Origin of the sequence: Phyllobacterium phragmitis (assembly GCF_002980495.1) — a bacterium.
Taxonomy (GTDB): Bacteria; Pseudomonadota; Alphaproteobacteria; order Rhizobiales; family Rhizobiaceae; genus Paramesorhizobium; species Paramesorhizobium phragmitis.
In genome coordinates, this window is record NZ_PVBR01000026.1 from 24614 (window position 1) to 45796 (window position 21183).

Genomic DNA, 21183 nt, shown 5'->3' on the forward strand with positions numbered 1-21183 from the left:
CCAATAATCTGGAACGGCGGCGTCTGGCTGATTTCGCGGAACGGTGTCGAACCCGCTGATATGGCCAGAGACGTAAAAGAAACCTATCGAAGAGCCGGCAGGTGACATTTTGGACCAGCCGAGCCTCGAGCCGGAAATCAGATCCGACAATGGAGCAATCATGGATGAGTCACAGCCTGCGCGCTACTCCAATAAGTTGCTACCACAGCGGGTAAGGCCAAGCGGCGTCCCGACAGCGCCATGCGTCCTTCAAGCTGCGCAAAAGACGCTATAACAAATTGAATATGTAGATTATTTTCTTCAAAACCAATTACGGCATTCGGCCGCTGCGCGGAGAGCAAGCCCAGGAAAAAATGGGAGCTGTTTTCCTCCAGACTTGCTAAAATAAAGGGTAGGAGCGCTTCTCCGATTCCATCAAAATAGGAGACGCTCCTGAGCATCCTGCTTTCACGTGGAAACACTGAAAGCTGATAAGATACTCTGGATTCAAAGTGCTGGAGCATCAGTAGCGCGTTCACTTGAACGCACTGCGCTCCGGCGATCGGCATTGGAAAACAAACGTCTCGCAATGCCGCAGTCTTCACGCAAATTGTCGGTGGGCATCTTTCATGCTCATCCCGCCAAAATGGTTTTCCGGCAGGTTGGAAGAGGCCCGGCGCTGGGTAATGGGGGGCATTTGCGCCGGGCCTCCAGCTGGGCACTCAGGTCCAGCCGCATCCTCATACTGTATGAGTCGGGCCGGTTGATCGATCCCAATAAAGAGGAGAAATTTTTCGCAAGATGACTGGGCAATTTCTTGCGTGATATTTCAACGAAATTGCCAGTTCGCTTGGCGGCGGTGTTGCCATGTTGAGGCAATGGAGATGACGAGGCTACGGCCGCTACGGTGAAAACATGGCGCCACCGCTCTCGCTTAAATGTGAAAGGCTATAGCAATCGCTATTCCGGTTTCGCCCGCTTTTTGCCCTTCGGAGGCTTTCCGGCTGGTTTGGCGAGCGCTTGTTCGCGATCGGCCTCTTCTTTTGCCAACCTTGCTTCCTTGAGCCTTGCGGTTTTGGCTTCACGCCGCGACGTTTCGGTATCCAGGATGTCGCGAGCGGCATTGTCGGTCGCCGCGCTCTTGCTCTCGGAGCGTGTCGGTTTGAACAAATTGTCCTTGGTGATCTTCTTGTTCATGCCTTCTTCAGGAACTCGGTTTTCAGCACCAGCCCCTTGACCTCCTTGGTATTGCATTCGATTTCGCCGGGATTGCCGGTCAGGCGGATGTTCTTGACGAGGGTACCGCGCTTGAGGGTCTGCGACGTGCCCTTTACCTTCAAATCCTTGATGAGGGTGACAGGGTCCCCATCGTTGAGCTGGGCGCCATTGCTGTCTTTCACGATGATGTCGTCGGTCAATTCAATTCCTTAGTGGTGTGCGACTGCGACCCACACGGGACGGGACCGTCGCTAATGTGCCAAATTCGCCCGTTTCCAGCAATAAGGCAAGGGAGGGGACTATATTGCAGTCGCCCCTGACGCGCGGGAATATTCAGGATTTCTGTACGGAGACAATGGCGGGAAGAGCTGAGCCATTGGGAAAATGGTGCCGCTTGGGTGACTCGAACACCCGACCCCATCATTACGAATGATGTGCTCTACCAACTGAGCTAAAGCGGCAAGGGAAGAGTTCCCCGCTTTCGTCCATAGACAAAGTGTCGGCCGGAAAAGCTTCCCGACCGATTGGGCGCGTGATAGCGAAATCGCTCCTGAAAAGCAAGTGTGCAAATCAAGAGATTTGCCATATGGGCAAAGAATAGAGCCGGTCTGCCTGGGCTGAATGCAGCCGTTCCGCCCCTGCGGCGCCAGCGGACTCTCACTTGCCGCACAGATCTGCCTTTGCCTGCCGGTATTCCTTGTCGAACCGGGCGACGAGATCGCCCGCCGGCAATATTTCCTTGACCGCGGCGATGCCCTGCCCGCAGCCCCATATGTCTTTCCAGGCCTTGGCGCCATCGCCCACGGCACTGGCGAAATCCATCTTGGAGGGATCGGCTTCGGGAAGATGATCCGGGTCCATGCCCGTGGCGGCAATGGAGGGTTTCAGATAATTGCCGTGAATTCCGGTGAAATAATTGGAATAGACGATATCGGAAGCAGCTGATTCGACGATCATCTGCTTGTATTCGTCGATGGCGCGGGCTTCTCGCGTGGCGATGAAGGGTGAGCCGATATAGGCGAGATCGGCGCCCATCGCCTGGGCGGCGAGGATCGAGCGTCCATTGGCGATCGCCCCCGACAAAAGCAGCGGCCCGTCGAACCATTCCCGGATTTCCTGGACGAGCGCGAAAGGCGAAAGCGTGCCGGCGTGCCCGCCCGCGCCTGCGGCGACGGCGATCAGCCCGTCGGCGCCCTTGCGGATGGCGGAATTGGCATGGCGGTTATTGATGATATCGTGCAGCACGATGCCGCCATAGGAATGGATCGCGGCATTGACCTCGGGAACCGCGCCGAGCGAGGAAATGACGATCGGCACCTTGTATTTCACGCAGAGCCCGAGATCGTGCTCCAGCCGCTTGTTCGAGCGGTGGACGATCTGGTTGACGGCGAAGGGAGCCGCAGGGCTTTCAGGATGTTTCGCGTCATGATCGCGCAGCGTCTCGGTGATTTCCGCCAGCCATTCGTCGAGCTGGGCTTCCGGCCTTGCATTGAGCGCTGGAAACGAGCCGACGATGCCGGCCTTGCATTGTGCCAGCACGAGCGCGGGATGGGAGATGATGAACAGCGGCGCGCCGACAACGGGAATGCGCAGATTGCTTTTCAAAATGTCGGGTAATGCCATATATTCCTCCCATTGCGCATATTGGCTGGTGGTATGCAATATTTTGACGTTTCCGTAAACGGAAGTTTTATCAGAGGTATCCCATTGGGCAAGGGAAAACCTTGATTGAAGGTCTGGCGTCCCGGGGCGCAGCCAGGATAGCGGGTAAATGCTTGAATAATAGATTAAATCGGCTAAGGCTGCTATAGATGAACGGGAAATGCGGCCGTATGCGACGCCGTTTTCTCCATGTCAGCGGGCAAATTCAGTCGGCGTCTTAAGAGGGAAGATCAAGATTTGGAAGGCATAGAACGCGCGATCCGCAATGCATTCGCCAAGGGCGATGCCGGCAATCCCGCCACGCGCCAGCGGATCTACGAATCTGCCTGGAGCGCGCATGAGCACGCGCTTTCGGCCAATGCCGCCTTGAGCGAGCAGCAGAAAACACAACGCCGCGACCGCCTGAAGGCGACGATCTCGCGCATCGAAACGGAGTTTCGTCCGGCGCAGCCATCTGCTGGAGCGGCGCAACGAGCGCGCGTCGAACCCGACCTTGGCCCCGGTCTTGACCCCGATCTTGACGATGTCTCGGCGGGACCGCGTTCGGGCGGACGAAAAGCAGTTGCGCCCGCGGCGGGTGCTCCCACCGTAGAGGGACCGGCTCTCGACCGGGACGATGTGCGCCCCGTCGGCAAGAAGCCGCGCCGCGCCGATCTCGGATATGAGGGGGGGGCCGCGCGCCGCGACGGCAGCGAGGCAAGGCCGCGTTCGCCTTTTCTCTCCTATGTGCTGCCGGCGCTCGTCCTCCTGGGTGTCGCATTCGTCGGCTGGTCGCTTTTCAACAGCTTCACCGATGTCAGGCGCTCGCCGGGCGCGCTGTCGAACGGCGCACCCGCCAAGGAAGGCGAGGAGGCTCGAGACGCCAATTGGATCACCATTTTCACGCCGTCCGATCCGACGCGCATGTCGGTCCGGGGCCGTGCGACTGCGGAAATCGCAAGCGAAGGTTCGGTCAGCTTCGTGCGCGTGAAGTCCAGCGGTCCTGATGACGAAGTGGTTTTCGATGTGGGGCAGGGCGTTCTCGAAGAGATCGCCGGCAGGAAAGCGACATTCGATATCATCGCCCGCAGCGATGACGGAAAGCCGACCCAGATGTCGGTCAGCTGCGATTTCGGCACGTTGGGCGACTGCGGACGCAAGCGCTATGATGTCATCAATGCCAACAGTGATTTCCTGTTCGATGTGGAGTTTCCGGAAGGCAAGCAGCCCGATGCGGCTGGCACGATCACCATCAACAGCGATATCTCAGGCGCGGGGAAGATCGTCGATATCCACGCAATCAGGGTCAGCATCGCGCCGTAAAACGGAGTGGATAGGGAGTAGGAAATGGAATCCTCGCTCTATTTATACGCACTACTCACTCCAGAAGCTTTTGCAGCGTTTCAAGCCGGTCCGCCTCGCGCGGCGGCTTGTCCCAGCGCAGCCTTGAAAATCTGGGAAACCGCATCGCCACGCCGGATTTATGCCGGGTCGAGCGGTTGAGCCCCTCGAATGCCACCTCGACCACCAGACCGTGGTCCGGCTCCGCTCGCACGGCGCGCACCGGGCCGAAGCGTTCCGTCGTGTTCTCGCGGACGAAGCGGTCGAGCAGTAGCAACTCCTCATCGGTAAAGCCGAAATAGGCCTTGCCGACGGGCACGAGCGTGGGATCGGCCTCCGGCCCGGTCCAGACCGCGAAGGTGAAATCCGAATAATAGCTCGACCGTTTGCCATGTCCGCGCTGGGCATAGATCACCACGGCATCGATGGTGAAGGGATCGCGTTTCCATTTGAACCACGGCCCCCTGGGGCGACCCGGCAGATAGGGGCTGTCATGGCGCTTCAGCATCACGCCTTCGATGATCGGATGCGGCGGCGCGCCGCGAAACGCTGCCAGTTCCTCGAAGCTGTGGAACGCGATCAGCGGCGACAGATCGAAGCGCTGCGGATCGAGCCCGGCGACGAATGCCTCGAGACGCCTGCGCCTTTCCCTGAAGGGCAGGGGACGCAGATCCTCTCCCTCGGCCTGGCTGCCCGCCTGCAAAAGGTCGTAGGCACGTATGAAGGCCGGATAGTCCTCGAGTTGCTTGGCTGTCACGGTTTTACGATTCAGCCGCTGTTGAAGGTCGCTGAAGCTGCTGGCGACAATTCCTTCGACGCCGAGGTGTCCGACGAGAAGTTCGCCATCGATAGCGCCCTCGAAGTCCATGGCATCCAGAATATCGGGAAAAGCGTGGGAAATATCGTCGCCGGTGCGCGAATAGATGCGTCGCACGCCGTCCTCCGCGATGGCCTGCACGCGGATACCGTCCCATTTCCACTCCGCCGCATAATCGGTGGCATCGAGCTTGGCGAAATCCGCTTCGTCCAGCGCCGTCGCCAGCATGACGGGGCGAAACGGCGCTGCCACCAAATTTGCCGGCCGCGGTTCACGGCCTTCGAGCCATGCGAAAAGATCTTCGTAAGGCGGGGTCAGCCCATGCCAGAGTTCCTCGATCTCGATGACATCCACCTGCCCGAAATCGGCCAGCGCCTGCTTGGCAAGCCGGGCGGAGACCCCGATACGCAGGCCGCCTGTGACCAGCTTCAAAAGCGCGTAGCGTCCCGATGCGTCGAGGTCGTCCAGCCAATGCGCGACCAGCAACGGCCCCTCCCGCCGCGAAGCCTGCGACAGCGCATCGACGATGTCGGAAAGCATCGGCGGACGGTTCGCCCGTCGCCGTCCCGCGGTTGGCCAGATCAGCGATATGGTTTCGGCGAGATCGCCGACATAATCATAGGAATAGGCGAAGAGCTCGGGATCGACCCGCTCATTGACCAGCGCGCGCAGCATGGCGGGCTTGACGCTCGCAAGGTCGAGGTCGCGCGTGATGGCGGCCAGCGCAAACCCGCGCTCGGGATCGGCCGTTGTGCGGAAATAATCGGCGATGAGCCTGATCTTGCCGTTGCGCTGCGGCGTCAGCACCAGCCGGTCGAGAAGTTCGGCGAAGGCCTCCACCCTCAGTCTCCTTCATCCTCATAGCCAACGAGGTGAAGCGGACGCGCCGGAATGCCGGCGAGCGTGCACCAGCGCACCAGCGCCTCCTCACGCCCATGCGTCACCCAAACTTCCCCCGGCGCGATCTCGCTGATCGTGTCCGTCAGCTCATCCCAATCGCAATGATCGGAGATGATGAGCGGCAGCTCCACGCCGCGCTGCTTTGCCCTTTGGCGGATGCGCATCCAGCCCGAGGCGAAGCAGGCGAGCGGATCGGGAAAGCGCCGCGCCCAGCGGTCCACGAAGGCCGAGGGCGGGCCAATGACGATCGCTCCGGCGAAATCGCGGGTTTCATCATCGTCGAGCGTCGCCGGTTGCAGATCGCCGAGATCGATGCCTCGGGACTGATAGTAATCACAGAGCTGTTGCATCGCACCGTGGATGTAGATCGGCCTGCCGTATCCGGCTTGCCGGATGAGGCTGATGACGCGCTGTGCCTTGCCGAGCGCATAGGCGCCGACGAGATGGCAGCGCTCCGGAAACTGCGCCACGGATTTGAGAAGCAATGCAATCTCATGGCCGGCATCGGGATGACGGAAGATCGGCAGGGCGAAGGTCGCTTCGGTGATGAAGACATCGCAGGCGACCGGCTCGAAGCCCCGGCATGTCGGGTCGGCCTGCCGCTTGTAATCGCCTGACGCGACGATGCGCATCCCGTTTTGCTCCACGGCGATCTGGGCCGAGCCGAGCACATGCCCGGCGGGGTGGAAGCGAACCGTGACGCCATTGATGGAAATGGTCTCGCCGAAAGTAATGGCCTGCGTCGTCCCGGCAAAACCCTCGCCATAGCGCAGCCGCATGATGTCGAGCGTTTCTTGGCTTGCGAGCACATGTCCGTGCCCGGCCCGCGCATGGTCGGCATGGCCGTGGGTGATGAGGGCGCGCGCCACCGGCCGTACCGGATCGATGTGGAAACGCCCAAGCGGGCAGCAAAGACCTTGCGGCGTGGGGCGGAGGAGTTCTTCCGGGCGCATTGCAGGAAGATAGAGAGAAGAAGCGGCCGCGGAAAGGTCTGGATCCGACCCTGCTGCCAGAACCTGCCGAAAAGCCTTGCAAGAACCAGGGCGGAGGATCATGCCGCGGCGGCCGGTCGCACTGGAGACGCGGCTTGTCTGAGGGTGCAAGTTGATTGCTCGATCAAAACCCCTGACCAGAACAAAAGTGAACAAACGGCTTGGCGGCGGCGCGCCCCCGCATTAGTTTCATCGCGTGACCCCTAACGCGCTGCCCGAAACCGCTAAAGCGACATTCATCCTGCCGGATCCGTTCCTGGAGTGGTTCCGCGCGAAGGGATGGCAGCCGCGCCCGCATCAACTCGAACTTCTGGCCGAGGCCGAACAGGGCCGCTCGATGCTGCTGATCGCTCCGACAGGCGCGGGCAAGACGCTTGCCGGCTTCCTGCCTTCGCTGGTCGATCTGGCGCGGCGCGTGGACCGGCCCAACAGGCCGGGTGCCGCGCGCCACGGCATCCACACGCTCTATATCTCGCCCTTGAAGGCGCTTGCCGTCGATATTCATCGCAATCTCGGCATCCCTGTCGAAGAGATGCAACTGCCCATCACCATTGAGACGCGCACCGGCGATACGCCGGCGCACAAGCGCCAGCGCCAGAAGCTGGCGCCGCCCGATATCCTGCTGACCACGCCCGAACAGCTCGCGCTCCTCATCGCTTCGAAAGATGCCGAGCGCTTCTTTGCCGATTTGCGCTATGTCGTGCTCGACGAGCTTCACTCGCTGGTCATTTCCAAGCGCGGCCATCTCCTGTCGCTGGGGCTGGCGCGTCTCAGGCAGTTGAAGCCGGACATGCAGACCATCGGCCTGTCGGCGACGGTCGCTCAGCCGGACGAACTGCGGCGCTGGCTGGTCAGCCAGGATGAAACGCAGCCGATGGCGGGACTGATCACGGTCGAAGGCGGGGCAAAGCCGGAAATTTCCATTCTCAAATCCGCCGAGCGCATCCCCTGGGCCGGCCATTCCGCGCGCTATGCGCTGCCCGATATCTACGAGGCGATCCGCCGCCACCGCACCACGCTTCTCTTCGTCAACACGCGCAGCCAGGCGGAAATGCTGTTCCAGGAGCTGTGGCGCATCAACGAAGATACGCTGCCGATCGCGCTTCACCATGGCTCGCTCGATGCCAGCCAGCGCCGCAGGGTCGAGCAGGCGATGGCGGGAAATGCCTTACGCGCCGTGGTCGCCACCTCGACGCTCGATCTCGGCATCGATTGGGGCGATGTCGATCTGGTGATCCATGTCGGCGCGCCGAAGGGGGCAAGCCGGCTTGCCCAGCGCATCGGCCGCGCCAATCACCGCATGGACGAGCCGAGCCGCGCCATCCTTGTCCCGGCCAACCGCTTCGAGGTGATGGAGTGCCAGGCAGCACTCGACGCCAATTATCTGGGCGCACAGGACACGCCGCCGCTCATCGAAGGCGCGCTCGACGTGCTGGCCCAGCATGTGCTGGGTATGGCCTGTGCAGCGCCGTTCAATGCCGATCTGCTCTACCGCGAAATCTGCTCCGCCGCTCCATACGCCGATCTGCCGCGCGAGGCCTTCGACCACATTCTCGATTTCGTGGCGACGGGCGGCTATGCGCTGAAAAGCTATGAGCGCTTCGCCAAGATCCGCAAGACCACCGATGGCACATGGCGTGTCAGCCATCCGCGTATCGCACAGCAATACAGGCTCAATATCGGCACCATTGTCGAGGCGCCGGAACTGAATGTCCGCCTTACGAGAAGCGGGCGCGGCAAGGTCTATAGCGGGCGCGTCCTTGGCAAGATCGAGGAATATTTCCTCGAAACCATGGCGCCGGGCGACACATTCCTCTTCGCCGGCAAGGTCCTGCGCTTCGAGGGTATCCGCGACAATGAATGCATCGCCTCCGATGCCGCCGGACAGGACGCGAAAATCCCGATCTATGCCGGCGGCAAGTTTCCGCTTTCGACCTATCTCGCAGGCGAGGTCCGCGCCATGCTGGCTGACCCTCAACGATGGGACGCGCTTCCGGATCAGGTTCACGAATGGCTCGATGTCCAGCGGCTGAAATCCGTGCTGCCCAAGGCGGGCGAGCTCCTGGTCGAGACATTCCCGCGCGGCAGCCGTTATTACATGGTGGCCTATCCCTTCGAGGGGAGGCTTGCCCACCAGACGCTGGGTATGCTGCTGACGCGGCGGCTGGAACGGGCGAAGGCCAGGCCGCTCGGCTTCATCGCCACGGATTACTCCATCGGTGTCTGGGCGCTTCGTGATTTGGGCGGAATGTTCCGAAACGGCGAACTGCCGCTCGGGACACTCTTCGACGAGGATATGCTGGGCGATGATCTGGAGGCTTGGCTCGACGAAAGCTATCTTCTGAAGCGCACCTTCCGCAATTGCGCTGTCATTTCAGGGTTGATCGAACGGCGCCATCCGGGCCAGGAGAAGACCGGCCGGCAGGTGACGGTTTCGACCGACCTGATCTATGACGTGCTGCGCACCCACGAGCCGGACCACATTCTCCTGCAGGCGACGCGGGCCGATGCCGCGACCGGCCTTCTCGACATTCGTCGCCTCGCCGATATGCTCTCGCGCATCAAGGGACGAATCGTGCACAAGAATCTGGAGCAGATTTCGCCGCTGGCTCTGCCGGTGATGCTGGAGATCGGCAAGGAATCGGTCGCCGGCGAGGCCAATGATGTGCTTTTGGCGGAAGCCGCCGACGAATTGATTCGCGAAGTGATGGAAGGGCGATGACCATAGCGATACATGCGGGAAGAGGCCTGCTGGAAGAGACCTATGGCGGAGCGGCAAAAACCGTTATCGCCGGCGTCGAGGCCGTCTGCGACCCGACGGGTGCTCTCTACCTCCCGCAGATGCGGCTGCTTGTCGTCTCCGACCTGCATATGGAGAAAGGGTCGTCTTTCGCCCGGCGCGGCATGCTGCTGCCGCCCTACGATACCGGTGCGACGCTCGATACGCTGGCTGCCGTCATCGCGCGCTATGATCCGGCGACGGTGATCAGCCTCGGCGACAGTTTCCACGATCCGGAGGCCTCGGCGCGCTTGCCCGCACTCTATGCGATACGCCTGCGCGGCCTGATGGCCGGGCGTGAATGGATATGGATCACCGGAAACCACGATCCGCACAGGCCGGTTCACCTGCCGGGCGATGTCGCGAGCGAGTTGGCGGTCGGTCCGCTCGTCTTCCGCCATGAGCCGCGTTTGGTGAGTGCGCCGGGCGAGATCGCCGGGCACCTGCATCCGGCGGCACGCATCGTCCGGCGCGGGCGCTCGGTGCGGCGCTCCTGTTTTGCCAGCGATGGCGAACGGCTGATCATGCCCGCCTTCGGAGCCTATACCGGTGCGCTCAACGTGCTTGACCGGGCATTCCACGGGATATTCGCCGAAGAACGGCTCCTCGCTTTCATGCTGGGCGCGAACCGCGTTTATCCGGTCGCTCGTTCGGTTCTCTTTCCCGGCTAATCTAATTTGTGGATTTTTAATCCTTGCGGAACAGAAGCCTGCCGAACCAGCCGGTGATGACCGCGAGGAAGACGGCGAACACGCCGTAAAGGAAGCTGTGGTTCTGCGCCGCCTCATAGACCCGATATTCGAGGCCTGCCTTGACGATCTGCAGCCTGGCATTTGCCTCGCGCAGAAAGGTTCCGTTGCGGAACAGGAGCGCCCGGGCTATGTGCCGTCCTACAGGAACATTTGTCGGCAATGAGAGCGTCGCGCGGAACAATGTCTGTGAGATGAATTCCACGTCGCCGATGCGCTGGCTGTAGAGCCCCTGGCGTGTCTTGATCTCACGCAATTCCTGGCTGAATTGCTGAATATCTGGACTAGGCGTTTCGCTGGGTTCCGGCGCCATATAGAAATTGTCGACGCCGATCGAAAGCTGACGGTAGACCTGCGGCTCCGTGATGTCCTGGAGATTGCGGGTCGAGGCGAGCGAATAGGAAAGCGGCACGCCGATAAAGGCCTGGGATTCCGCATTGACCCAGACGCCGAGATAGCGCTCCTTCTTGCGCACCACGAGATCGCGCTCCGGCCCCTGAAGCACGACGATGATGTCATAGCGCCCCTGCCGCCGTATCAGCGGATCGGCATTGTCGAGGGCGCCGAAAATGGTGAGGTTCGTTCCCCGGAAATTCGAGGTGATCGCGATAGTTTCGGTGGAAAGGCCGATCTCGATCGATTCCGACGGGCTATTCGGCGGCGATGTAGGCGTCTCGCCGGGCTGCGGCGCCTGAGACAAGGCGGCCGAGGCGGCGCCTGAAACGATGCCTCCGGCGAGGAGAACACGAAAAAGGAGAATGGGGATGCGGCCAGAGGTGCGGTCCGAGGTGCGGTTTGGGATCATGGCTCTCACCCATCCGCTATGGCTATCGAAAAAAGATTGTCCGGCCTGACGAACAGGCCGAAGGCAAGACGCAGGGCGACGGCGAGCACGAGCAGTGCCAGGAGCAGCCGAAGCTGCTCACCGCGCAGCTTCTGGCCGACGCGCGCGCCATATTGCGCGCCGATCACGCCACCGACCATCAGCAGCATGGCAAGCACGATATCCACTGACCGGTTGGTCATCGCCTGCATGACGGTTGCGAAAGCGGTGACGAACGTGACCTGGAACAGCGATGTGCCGATGACGACATTGGTCGGCACGCGCAGGAGATAGATCAACGCCGGCACCATGATGAAGCCGCCGCCGACGCCCATGATCGCGGCGAGAACGCCGATGAAAAAGCCGATGGCGAGTACCGGGATGACGCTGACATAGATTTTGGATGCGCGAAAACGCATCTTCAGCGGCAGGCGGTGAATCCAGTTGTGCTGGCCCGGGCGCTTCAGATTGACCGGCTGGCCTTGGCGCACGCGCTGCAGCGCCCGCCAGCTTTCGACAAGCATCAGCCCGCCGACGGTGCCGAGCAGCACCACGTAGAGCAGCGAGACGATCAGGTCGAGCTGGCCGAGAACGCGCATCAGCGAAAACAGGTAGATGCCGAGCAGCGAGCCGACGAGGCCGCCCGCCACCAGCAACAGGCCGAGTTTGAAATCGAGCGTTCGGCGCTTGAAATGGGCAAGAGCGCCGGAAACCGACGAAGCGATGACCTGATTGACGCCTGTGGCAACGGCGACCGCCGGCGGAATGTTGTAGAAGATCAAAAGAGGCGTGATGAGAAAGCCGCCGCTGACGCCGAACATGCCCGATAGAAAGCCGACCGCAGCCCCCATGCCCAGTATGACCAGCATGTTGACCGACAATTCCGCTATGGGGAGATAGATACCCAATTCCGATCCCGGTGAAGCAAGCGAAACGCGATCCGTCGGAGCCCCCGACGGCACTGAAAACCATGAGGTTCTTGCGCCCTTGCGGGCGCGAAGTCAAACCCGGATTGAGGTCAAGATTAAGGAAACCGTTACCCGTATAATCACGTCTGAAAAATGGCGATTCGGCGCGGACCGCTATTTTGGCTGGGCACTATGGTTTTGCGGCCACAGAAGTCTGTTGGTTCTGCTTGAGAAGCGCTTCCACCAGTGGCTGATCGACCTCGCCGGTAGGCTTCATCGCGTGGGCTTTCTGGAAGGCGGCGATTGCCTCTCGGGTCTTTGCGCCCATCATGCCGTCGGCCGCGCCCGCATCATAGCCGCTCTTCTTGAGGATGAGCTGAATATTGCGCACCGCCTTCTTCATGTCGACCGAGCCGGTGGCCATCGGCTTGTCTTCCTGCCAGGCGTCAGGCACGTCAATGGAATTGGCAGCTTCGTCGAGCGGTTTCACCTTCCACAGTTCCACGGCCGATTTGGCACGTTCGAGCTGTTCCGGCTTGAGGATTTTGGCCACCTCGTCGCGCTTTTGTTCCGCGTCCTTATCGCCGGCCCGGGCGGCGAGGGCGAACCATTTATAGCTCTCCTCGAAATTTTGCGGCATGCCGAGGCCTTTGGCGGAAAGGATGCCGAGATTGAACTGGCTGTCCTTCACGCCAAGTTCGGCCGCCTTGCTGAACCAGCGGGCGGCGGAATCATTGTCTGGTGTGCCGTCCGGCCCCATGGCGAAAAGCACGGCGAGATTGTGCATGGCGCTTGCGTTGCCCTGTTGGGCGGCAAGCTGATACCAGGTTTTGGCCTTGGCCGGATCACGCGGCACGCCGAGGCCCTTCTCGTTGAAATTGCCGAGACGGTATTCCGCCGGAGCAAAGCCCATGGCGGCGGACAGTTCGTACCATTGCCCCGCCTTGGCGTAATCGCTTTGCACGCCGCGCCCGTCGGTATAGCGGTTGCCGATCTCGAAAAGCGCCTTCGGGTCACCCTTGGCCGCCGCTTCGCGCAGCGCTGCCGGGCCGGCTTCGTCGGGGATGGCAGGAATGGCCGGCAGCGGGTCTTTCTCGGCGGTCTTTGTTGGAGCGGCCGCGTCCCCCTGTGGCGCTGTGGTCTCTCGTTCCGTGGCTTGGGAGTTGGACGGCTGCGTCGGCGTGGCTGCATCGGCGGGAGATGAAGTCCCGGGCATGGTATCTGGCACCGTCGCCGCATCCGGAGAGGCAGGCATTGCCATCGGCTCCTCGATCGGAGCCGGCTGCTGTAGCGCTTTGACGTCCGATTCCGGTGCTTGCGCCGCGTTCGGCTGCTCTGTACCCGCCTGCGGTACGGCGGATGTGCGGTTGGTATCGATCCCCGGCACGCCGGCGGGCATATCGGTCATCTCGGCGGTGTCGCTGAAATCGTTCTGCGGATCGCCTGGGGAAAGGAAGGCGGTGCCGACCTGGAGGCCGGCCATGGCGATCATGATGGCTCCGATCGCCATCAGGATAGGTTTGCGTTGGCGGTGGAGCATGCCTCCGACAGCCGAATGCTTCTTTTGCCTGGCCTTCTCCGGATCTTTTTTCAGGCGCTCGGATTCGGCGGCGGCGGCCTGCGCCGCCCTGCGTGCTGCGATAATGAAATCGGCCTTGCCGGCTTCGCCGATGGGCTCGTCGCCGCGCTCCCGGCGCTCGTCACGCACCCGCTTCATGATGGTGTTGAGATCGGGTGTGCCGGAGCCCGGTTCGAGCGGCAGATTGGCGAGCTTGGAATCCATCGCCTCAACCGGCTTGGGCGGCTCGGCGGTATCCGTCGCCTGGGGCGCGGACGCAAAGCTCGGCTCCGCCTTCAGCACTGTGCGCCTAACCGCTTCCGCCGCAACATCGCTCTTGCCGCGACCCTTGACGGCTTTCGCCAATCCGCCGAACATGGAGGACTTTTTCTTTTCACGATCATCCGGTGTTTTCGCCGCGATCTGCCCCTCGCTCTTTATCGCCGCCAGCGCCGCTTCAGCAGCGGCCGCCGCCGGCGAACGCGGTGTGGAGGAGTGCGCGAAATCCGGTTCGGCCTCGAATTGCAGGGAGGGTGGCTTGCCGATCACGCTCTTGCCGGGTTCCACCACGGCATCGTGTTTGCCGGCGGCCTTGCCGGGCTTCGACACCTCTTGTTCGAGCTTTCCGAGCCGGTCGACGATCTTCAGAAGCGTATCGTGAATGGTCTCGAAAGTTCGGGTGCTGCGTTCATCCGATCCGCGGGCCAGCGCTTCGAGCGACTTCAAATCATTGGCAAGCTGATGGGCAATCGCCGCATCGCCGGCAGAGCCGTTCTTCATGACATGCCTGATGGCATCTTCCGCCGCCTGCCGCGCAGCGTCGAGCACGGTCTCGCGGTTGGATGTCAGCGATCGTTCGATGGAATCGAGCCGGGGCCTGATGTCTTCCAACTCCGGATGCCGCGGGTTTGGCTGAGACAGATGACGGGCGATCTCCGCTACCTGTGCTTCGAGATTGCGGAAGATCTCGTGTCCGGGAAATCCGGAATGGGTACTGGCTTGCGCCGCATTGACCGAAAGCTGCTGAGAGAGATCCTCCAGCCTGCCTTCGAGATTTTCAATCAGCCGCACGTCGTAGACATTGCCCGCCATATGATGGTCGTCGAGGCGTTGTGCCAGTTCTTCGAAACGACGGTCGATCTCCTTGATGAAGGTCGGGTCGGGCATTGCGGCCCGGTGCTCCGCGTCCTCGAGCTTGCGCGCGATGAAGCTCAGGCGGTCTTCCAGATCGCCATAGTCGGCGCCAGTGCTGTTCCGCGCCGCCTTTTCGACATGGCCGGCAAGCGCGTCCATCTGCTCGACCAGGCGTTCGATGGTGCGGTCGGGGAGCGTGTTGCGCTCGACAAGCGCGTCCACCCTTTGCGACAGTTCCGACATGCGCCGCAAAAGCGTATCGGAGACGTGATCCTGCGGAGCGGCCTCGATCTGGCCGGCCAAGCTTGCAAGCTGCGCCTCGATGCGCTCCAGGCGTTTCACTTCGTCCTGGTCCGGCCTGCGGGAAACGCTGGAAGAGAGAATTGCCCGGCTGATCTCGTCCAGCCGCTCGTCCATCTGCTGCATGAAATGCGGCGGTACCGCCGGGTCGGCGGCGCTGTCTCGCGCGCTCTGGCGCTGCTCGAAGGCATCGAAGCGTTCGTCGAATGTGTCCCAGCGATGGTTGAGGCGGCGCAGCGATTCCTCGCGCGCCAGCGTTTGCACCGTGCGCTTCAGCTCTTCGAGTTCACGACGCAATCCCTGCGCGGTCTCCGTGTCGGTGCGTTCCGAAAGGGTTTGCACGTTTTCGGATATGCGCGAGAGCTCTTCTCCCATATGCGCCGAATATCCCTCCGCGAGCGCCGACTGGCGCAGCCGCTCCATATCGCGATTGAGCAATTCGAACTCCCGGCGCATGGTGGACGACATTTCCTGGCGCAGTTCGCCGCGAAGCTGCTTCAGCTCCTCGGCGACGGCCGAAAGGCCGGTGATATTCTCTTGCTGATGGTGATGTGGCGTCTGGCGGTCACCCGGCAAGCCGCGCGACACAGTGTCATCCCGGCCAAAGCCCGGATATGCCCCAAGCGCAGCTTCCTGCCCGGGAAAGACTTCAGCATCATAAGCGTCGGATTGGCGCTCGCTTGACGCCCGATCAAGACCCTGCAGCCGGTTCTCCAGCTCTTCGAGCGTTCTGTTCAATTCGTCCAGTGGCGACGGCATCTGACGCGCACGCTGCGCGTTGAGGTTTTCGAGTATGGAACGCTGGTTCTTCATCAAAATCCCGCTTTGCAATCATTCAACGCTTATGCCGGGCTCATGCCGGCACCCCGCCCGCCGGATAGGCCTGCCCCGTGCTGTGCGACCGTCCGCGACCGAGCCGAATTTCCATAAAGAACGGAAGAATCTGTAACACGGATCACCGACCTCCGAACCTTTGTCAAAACGTGGTAAACAACCCGTTAATCCTCCTTACCGCAGTGCACATTTTTTTCTTCTGCCTCCAAATAAATTGGGAGGCGCGCTTGCATTCCAAAAGCGATTTCGCTATGCGCCTTATAAGCGCAAAAGTTGATGTTGGCCGGGCCTACTCCCCTGTCGGCAAACAAGAATTTGCGTTTCGGTGGTGGGGATGATGTTGGAAAATGACAGCTTTGGCGGGTGCTGTGCTCTCCTATGTTTGCCAGGCTCTTTCTGAGGAGCTTGTGAGATGGGAAGCTGGGCCCTTCCAGAGGTCGGAACTGGAAACGAAAATATGAACGACCACAAAGCCGTGGGCGCTCCTGCTATTATGCTGTTCATGGACGAACAGCACGATATCCCGGAAGACAAGGCCTTCCGCATCGGCGATCTGGCCAGCGAATTCGGCGTTTCGTTGCGGACCTTGCGCTTTTATGAGGATAAGGGCTTGCTCAGTCCGCGCCGCGCCGGAACCGTAAGGCTCTACACACGCAGCGACCGCACGCGGCTCCGCCTCGTCCTGTTCGGGCGCAAGGTCGGCTTCACATTGCGCGAGTTAAAGCATCTGATCGATCTCTATGAGCCGGAAGGCTCCAACATGCGCCAGATCAGGGCCGTTCTGGATAAATCCACGCGGCAGCTTGCCCGTCTTGAGCAACAACGCTCTACCCTCGATGATTCGATTGCTGAGTTGCGCGAAGTGATCGATTATATCCTTGGCAGGATGGGCGTTGCGCCGCAGGCAGCCTTCTCCTGATATTGCGCTGATCCAGAGCGATTTCATCGCCGAAGCGGTGGATTAATCCAGCTAGGCGGCGAGGTTGTACTTTGTCACGCATCCCCTCTGGCCGGCAGGACAGAGGGGGTATCACCGCGCCAATGCTTCCATTTGAAAGTAAGCAGCTCTACTTGTGGTCAGGGCATTCCCGCCCAAACTTCCGTTTGCGCCTGTCCATTCGCCGATAAAAAGCCACCACGCGACCGCCCGTACCAAATTTCCATATCACGCAATTTTGACGTTTACGCAAACGTCAAAATTCGCTAATGTCCACGTGAGAATGACCTCTCTGGGTTTGCATGACCGTGGCTATCCCTATGGCTGTACCCGATGTGGCCTCATCTGATGTGGAGGAATTTGATGCCGAGCTATCGCGCGCCTGTTGAAAACACGCTTTTTGTTCTCAACGATGTCCTGGGTTACGAGCGCTACAACAACCTTCCCGGCTTTGCCGATGCTTCGCCTGATATCGTCGAAGCCATTCTTCAGGAAGGCGCCAAACTTGCCGAAAACACGCTGTTCCCGCTCAACCAGTCTGGCGATCAAGAGGGTTGCAAGCGTGCCGATGACGGTTCGGTAACGACGCCGAAGGGCTTCAACCAAGGTTACTCCCTTTACCGCGAAGGCGGCTGGCTCGGTCTCGCCGTTCCCGCTGAATATGGCGGGCAAGGACTGCCCTATGTGCTGCATGTGGCGGCGGGCGAATATATGTCGTCGGCCAATATGGCGCTGATGATGTATCCGGGCCTGACGCAGGGCGCGATTGCGGCGATCCTCACCCACGGGACGGACGAGCAGAAACAGGCCTATCTGCCCAAGATGGTCGAGGGCGTGTGGACCGGCACGATGAACCTGACCGAACCGCATTGCGGCACCGATCTGGGCCTGCTGCGCACCAAGGCCGTGCCGAACGGCGACGGCTCCTACAGGATTTCCGGCCAGAAGATTTTCATCTCCGCCGGCGAACATGATATGTCGGAGAACATCATCCATCTGGTGCTGGCCCGCATCGAGGGCGCGCCCGAGGGAACCAAGGGCATATCGCTGTTCATCGTGCCGAAATTCGAGGTGGATGAAAACGGCAATCCGGGCAAGCGCAATGGCGTCTCCTGCGGTTCCATCGAAGAGAAGATGGGCATTCACGCCAACTCCACCTGCGTCATGAATTACGACGAGGCGACGGGCTATCTCATCGGCGGCGAGAACAAGGGTCTGCGCGCCATGTTCACCATGATGAACGAAGCCCGCCTGGGCGTCGCGCTGCAGGGGCTTTCGATTGCCGAGACCGCTTATCAGAACGCCGTGACCTATGCGCGCGAGCGCTTGCAGGGCCGCGCGCTGAGCGGTGCTCAAGCGCCGGAAAAGAAGGCCGACCCAATCATCGTCCATCCCGATATTCGCCGTGTGCTGCTGACGATCCGCGCCTTCAACGAGGCGGGCCGGGCGCTCATCCTGTGGACCGCGCTCAAATCCGACATCGCCCACCGCTCGCCCGATGAGGCGGAGCGTCAGGCGGCGGACGATCTCATCGGCCTGATGACCCCGGTTCTCAAGGGCGTGCTGACCGACAAGGGCTTCGACCATGCAGTCATGGCGCAGCAGGTTTTCGGCGGCCATGGCTATATCGAGGAGCATGGCATGAGCCAATATGTGCGCGATGCGCGCATCGCCATGATCTATGAGGGCGCCAACGGTATTCAGGCGCTCGATCTGGTGGGCCGCAAGCTGGGGCTGAACGGCGGGCGCGCCGTCATGGCCTTCTTCAAGGAAGTCGGCGATTTCTGCGAGGATAACCGCGCAAATGACACACTGTCGCTCTACACCAAGCATCTGAAGAAGGGGCTGAATGACCTTCAGGCCGCGACCATGTGGCTGATGCAGAATGCGGTTGCCCGGCCCGACAATGCGGGTGCTGCCTCTAACGACTATATGCACCTCTTCGGCCTCGTCGCGCTGGGCTATATGTGGGCGCAGATGGCGAAGGCCGCTGAAGCCGGGCTTGAAGCGGGCGCAGGCGACAAGGCGTCGTTCTATGAAGCCAAGCGCGTCACCGCGCGCTTCTTCATGGAGCGCATCATGCCGGAGACAGCAGCGCATCTCGCCCGCATCCAGACCGGCGCAGACACATTGATGGCGCTTCCGGCGGAAGCGTTTTAAGTTAGAGTATCGGGTACGCTTATACCAGGTACACCCCCCTCTGCCCTGCCGGGCATCTCCCCCTCAAGGGGGGAGATTGGCTGCCATCGATGACGGCGCGTCGTCTGCAACGCAACGCCGGTGATTGGCGAAAGCGGAAGTCGTAGTCCGATCTCCCCCCTTGTGGGGGAGATGCCCGGCAGGGCAGAGGGGGGGTGAGTGCTAGGCACAAAGGGAGAAGACAATGGCCGAAGCCTATATTTACGATCACGTTCGCACCCCGCGCGGGCGCGGCAAGAAGGATGGCAGCTTGCATGAGGTGCCGGCGGTGCGCCTCGGCGCCAAGGTGCTGGAAGCGCTGCGCGACCGCAACGGGCTCGATACGGCCCAGGTCGATGATATCATTTTCGGCTGCGTCGATCCCGTCGGCGAGGCGGGCGCGGTGATCCCGCGCTCCTCGGCCTTCGAGGCGGGCTATGATTTTAGGGCGCCGGGAATGCAGATCTCGCGCTTCTGCGCCTCCGGCCTCGATGCCGTCAATTTCGCCGCCGCCAAGATCGCGCAAGGAGCCGACGATATCGTCATCGCCGGCGGTGTCGAAAGCATGTCGCGCGTCGGCATGGGCATGTCGGGCGGCGCCTGGTACATGGATCCGTCGGTGGGCCTGCCCGGCTATTTCATGCCGCAGGGCGTTTCCGCCGATTTGATCGCCACCAAATACGGCTTCAGCCGCGATGATGTCGATGCCTATGCGGTGGAAAGCCAGAAGCGCGCCGCGAAGGCCTGGGAAAAGGGCTATTTCAAGAATTCGGTCATCCCGGTCAAGGACCAGAACGGCCTTACCATTCTTGACCGCGACGAGACGATTCGTCCCGGAACAGACATGCAGGCGCTGGCTTCGCTCAACCCGTCCTTTGTCATGCCTGGCGAGATGGGTGGCTTCGATGCCGTCGGCATCCAGGCTCATCCCGATGTCGAGACCGTCAACCATGTTCATCACGCCGGCAACTCGTCCGGCATTGTCGATGGCGCTGCCGGCGTGCTGCTCGGCTCGAAGAAGGCGGGCAAGACGCTTGGGCTGAAGCCCCGCGCGCGCATCCGCACTTTCTCCAATATCGGCTCGGAACCGGCATTGATGCTGACCGGACCGGTCGATGTGACGGAAAAGCTCCTGAAGCGCTCGAAGATGAAGCTGAAAGATATCGATCTTTTCGAGCTGAACGAGGCCTTCGCCGCCGTCGTGCTGCGCTATATGCAGGCCTTCGACATTTCGCACGACAAGATCAACGTCAATGGCGGCGCCATCGCCATGGGCCATCCGCTCGGCGCGACCGGCGCGATGATCCTCGGCACGGTGCTGGACGAGCTGGAACGCCGTGATCTCAACACCGCGCTGGTGACGCTGTGCATTGGCGCCGGCATGGGCACCGCCACCATCATCGAACGCGTATAGGAAAAGGACGGTATAACTGATGTATGCACCACGCCAGTTTCGAGAAGAGCGTCGCGACGTCCTGATCGGGGCGATACGCGATGTGCAACTGGCGGCCGTCGTCACGCCAGGCGATGATGGCTTGTGCGCGACCCATGCGCCTGTTGTCGTGCGGGAAGATGGCGATCATCTCATCCTGGAAACGCATGTGGCCCGTCCTAACCCGCACTGGAAGCTTGCCGGCGCAAGATCCCTCATGATCTTTCAGGGGCCGCAGGCCTATATTCATCCGGGCTGGTATGAGAGCAAGGCCGAACACGGAAAAGTGGTTCCGACCTGGGCCTATGTCGCCGTTCATGCCCACGGACCGCTGACGGCGTTCGATGCGGAAGACGAATTGCTTGTGCATCTTGCACAACTGACCAGCCAGAATGAAGCGGCACGTGAGCAGCCTTGGGACGTCTCCGATGCGCCGCAGGAATTCATCAAGAAGCTGACAAGGGCGATCGTCGGCCTGCGCATGACGGTCGAGCGGCTGGAAGGCAGCTGGAAGCTCAATCAACACAAACCCGATGGCGATAGGCAGGGCGTTACGGCCGGGCTGTCGAGCGAAGAAAACTCAGATTCGAAATCGATATCGGCGCTGATGCGTGAGCTCGAGAGTGCTCGCGTCCCAGCCGCGAAGCGATAAGGAAAGGTGGA

At 61.1% G+C, this 21183-nt stretch carries 16 protein-coding genes and 1 tRNA gene; 7 read left to right on the plus strand and 10 right to left on the minus strand.

The features are described from left to right. Positions 1–158: 158 nt before the first annotated feature. From C5748_RS23780 to C5748_RS23805, 5 genes are all read right to left on the minus strand, one after another. Positions 159–584, minus strand: coding sequence for a hypothetical protein (locus C5748_RS23780; protein WP_146119608.1), 426 nt, complete (start codon positions 582–584; stop codon positions 159–161). 355 nt (positions 585–939) lie between these two features. Continuing rightward, on the minus strand, positions 940–1176 hold the full coding sequence (locus C5748_RS23790; RefSeq protein ID WP_105744995.1) for a hypothetical protein: 237 nt from the start codon (positions 1174–1176) through the stop codon (positions 940–942). Beyond that, the gene (locus tag C5748_RS23795) at positions 1173–1397 is read right to left on the minus strand and encodes an alkylphosphonate utilization protein (RefSeq protein WP_105744997.1); all 225 of its coding nucleotides are present in this window, start codon (positions 1395–1397) and stop codon (positions 1173–1175) included. Before C5748_RS23795 ends, C5748_RS23790 begins: the two co-directional genes overlap by 4 nt. A 185-nt stretch (positions 1398–1582) precedes the next feature. Further along, a tRNA-Thr gene (locus tag C5748_RS23800) sits at positions 1583–1658 on the minus strand. Between the two features lie 196 nt (positions 1659–1854). Beyond that, positions 1855–2820, minus strand: a complete 966-nt coding sequence (locus tag C5748_RS23805) for an NAD(P)H-dependent flavin oxidoreductase (RefSeq protein ID WP_105744999.1) — start codon at positions 2818–2820, stop codon at positions 1855–1857. Positions 2821–3096: 276 nt separating this feature from the next. On the opposite strand from C5748_RS23805, the gene C5748_RS23810 reads away from it, so the two are divergent. Continuing rightward, a complete protein-coding gene (locus C5748_RS23810) occupies positions 3097–4161 on the plus strand; it encodes a hypothetical protein (protein WP_105745001.1) in 1065 nt (354 codons plus the stop codon). A gap of 55 nt (positions 4162–4216) precedes the next feature. Here the strand turns inward: C5748_RS23810 and C5748_RS23815 are convergent, their stop codons facing one another. Together C5748_RS23815 and C5748_RS23820 are read right to left on the minus strand one after the other, a co-directional pair. Next, positions 4217–5836, minus strand: coding sequence for a cisplatin damage response ATP-dependent DNA ligase (locus C5748_RS23815; RefSeq protein ID WP_105745004.1), 1620 nt, complete (start codon positions 5834–5836; stop codon positions 4217–4219). Positions 5837–5838: 2 nt separating this feature from the next. Beyond that, positions 5839–6849 carry a ligase-associated DNA damage response exonuclease gene (locus C5748_RS23820; RefSeq protein WP_105745060.1) on the minus strand — a complete coding sequence of 337 codons (1011 nt, stop codon included), beginning with the start codon at positions 6847–6849 and terminating at the stop codon, positions 5839–5841. 235 nt (positions 6850–7084) lie between these two features. On the opposite strand from C5748_RS23820, the gene C5748_RS23825 reads away from it, so the two are divergent. Beyond that, on the plus strand, positions 7085–9610 hold the full coding sequence (locus C5748_RS23825; RefSeq protein ID WP_105745006.1) for a ligase-associated DNA damage response DEXH box helicase: 2526 nt from the start codon (positions 7085–7087) through the stop codon (positions 9608–9610). After that, positions 9607–10338: a ligase-associated DNA damage response endonuclease PdeM gene (gene pdeM / locus C5748_RS23830; RefSeq protein WP_105745008.1), complete on the plus strand. Its 732-nt coding sequence runs from the start codon at positions 9607–9609 to the stop codon at positions 10336–10338. The genes C5748_RS23825 and pdeM overlap by 4 nt, the downstream gene beginning before the upstream one ends. Positions 10339–10354: 16 nt before the next feature. Here the strand turns inward: pdeM and C5748_RS23835 are convergent, their stop codons facing one another. The 3 genes from C5748_RS23835 to C5748_RS23845 form a co-directional block, all read right to left on the minus strand. Beyond that, complete coding sequence (locus C5748_RS23835) at positions 10355–11221, minus strand: TIGR02186 family protein (protein ID WP_105745010.1); 867 nt, start codon at positions 11219–11221, stop codon at positions 10355–10357. Between the two features lie 5 nt (positions 11222–11226). Beyond that, entirely contained in the window at positions 11227–12108 is an 882-nt protein-coding gene (locus tag C5748_RS23840) for a sulfite exporter TauE/SafE family protein (RefSeq protein ID WP_199194888.1), read from the minus strand. A gap of 229 nt (positions 12109–12337) precedes the next feature. Beyond that, positions 12338–15952 (minus strand): peptidoglycan-binding protein, encoded by a 3615-nt coding sequence (locus tag C5748_RS23845; RefSeq protein WP_105745014.1) that lies wholly within the window; start codon positions 15950–15952, stop codon positions 12338–12340. Between the two features lie 514 nt (positions 15953–16466). Between C5748_RS23845 and C5748_RS23850 the strand changes: the two genes are divergently transcribed. The 4 genes from C5748_RS23850 to C5748_RS23870 all read left to right on the plus strand — a co-directional run bounded on the left by C5748_RS23850 (position 16467) and on the right by C5748_RS23870 (position 21172). Then, a complete protein-coding gene (locus C5748_RS23850; RefSeq protein WP_105745062.1) occupies positions 16467–16892 on the plus strand; it encodes a MerR family transcriptional regulator in 426 nt (141 codons plus the stop codon). Between the two features lie 381 nt (positions 16893–17273). After that, a complete protein-coding gene (locus C5748_RS23855; protein ID WP_105745016.1) occupies positions 17274–19070 on the plus strand; it encodes an acyl-CoA dehydrogenase C-terminal domain-containing protein in 1797 nt (598 codons plus the stop codon). A gap of 223 nt (positions 19071–19293) precedes the next feature. Beyond that, a complete protein-coding gene (locus C5748_RS23865; RefSeq protein WP_105745019.1) occupies positions 19294–20502 on the plus strand; it encodes an acetyl-CoA C-acetyltransferase in 1209 nt (402 codons plus the stop codon). A gap of 19 nt (positions 20503–20521) precedes the next feature. Then, the gene (locus C5748_RS23870) at positions 20522–21172 is read left to right on the plus strand and encodes an FMN-binding negative transcriptional regulator (protein WP_105745020.1); all 651 of its coding nucleotides are present in this window, start codon (positions 20522–20524) and stop codon (positions 21170–21172) included. The last annotated feature ends 11 nt before the right edge of the window (positions 21173–21183 follow it).

Bases quoted from the DNA above. Each gene is read 5' to 3' on its own strand.
- C5748_RS23835 (WP_105745010.1), bottom strand. From the start codon at position 11,221: ATGATCCCAAACCGCACCTCGGACCGCACCTCTGGCCGCATCCCCATT.
- C5748_RS23790 (WP_105744995.1), bottom strand. From the start codon at position 1,176: ATGAACAAGAAGATCACCAAGGACAATTTGTTCAAACCGACACGCTCC.
- C5748_RS23805 (WP_105744999.1), bottom strand. From the start codon at position 2,820: ATGGCATTACCCGACATTTTGAAAAGCAATCTGCGCATTCCCGTTGTC.
- C5748_RS23870 (WP_105745020.1), top strand. From the start codon at position 20,522: ATGTATGCACCACGCCAGTTTCGAGAAGAGCGTCGCGACGTCCTGATC.
- C5748_RS23865 (WP_105745019.1), top strand. From the start codon at position 19,294: ATGGCCGAAGCCTATATTTACGATCACGTTCGCACCCCGCGCGGGCGC.
- C5748_RS23855 (WP_105745016.1), top strand. From the start codon at position 17,274: ATGCCGAGCTATCGCGCGCCTGTTGAAAACACGCTTTTTGTTCTCAAC.
- C5748_RS23850 (WP_105745062.1), top strand. From the start codon at position 16,467: ATGCTGTTCATGGACGAACAGCACGATATCCCGGAAGACAAGGCCTTC.
- C5748_RS23840 (WP_199194888.1), bottom strand. From the start codon at position 12,108: ATGCTGGTCATACTGGGCATGGGGGCTGCGGTCGGCTTTCTATCGGGC.
- pdeM (WP_105745008.1), top strand. From the start codon at position 9,607: ATGACCATAGCGATACATGCGGGAAGAGGCCTGCTGGAAGAGACCTAT.
- C5748_RS23845 (WP_105745014.1), bottom strand. From the start codon at position 15,952: ATGAAGAACCAGCGTTCCATACTCGAAAACCTCAACGCGCAGCGTGCG.
- C5748_RS23820 (WP_105745060.1), bottom strand. From the start codon at position 6,849: ATGCGCCCGGAAGAACTCCTCCGCCCCACGCCGCAAGGTCTTTGCTGC.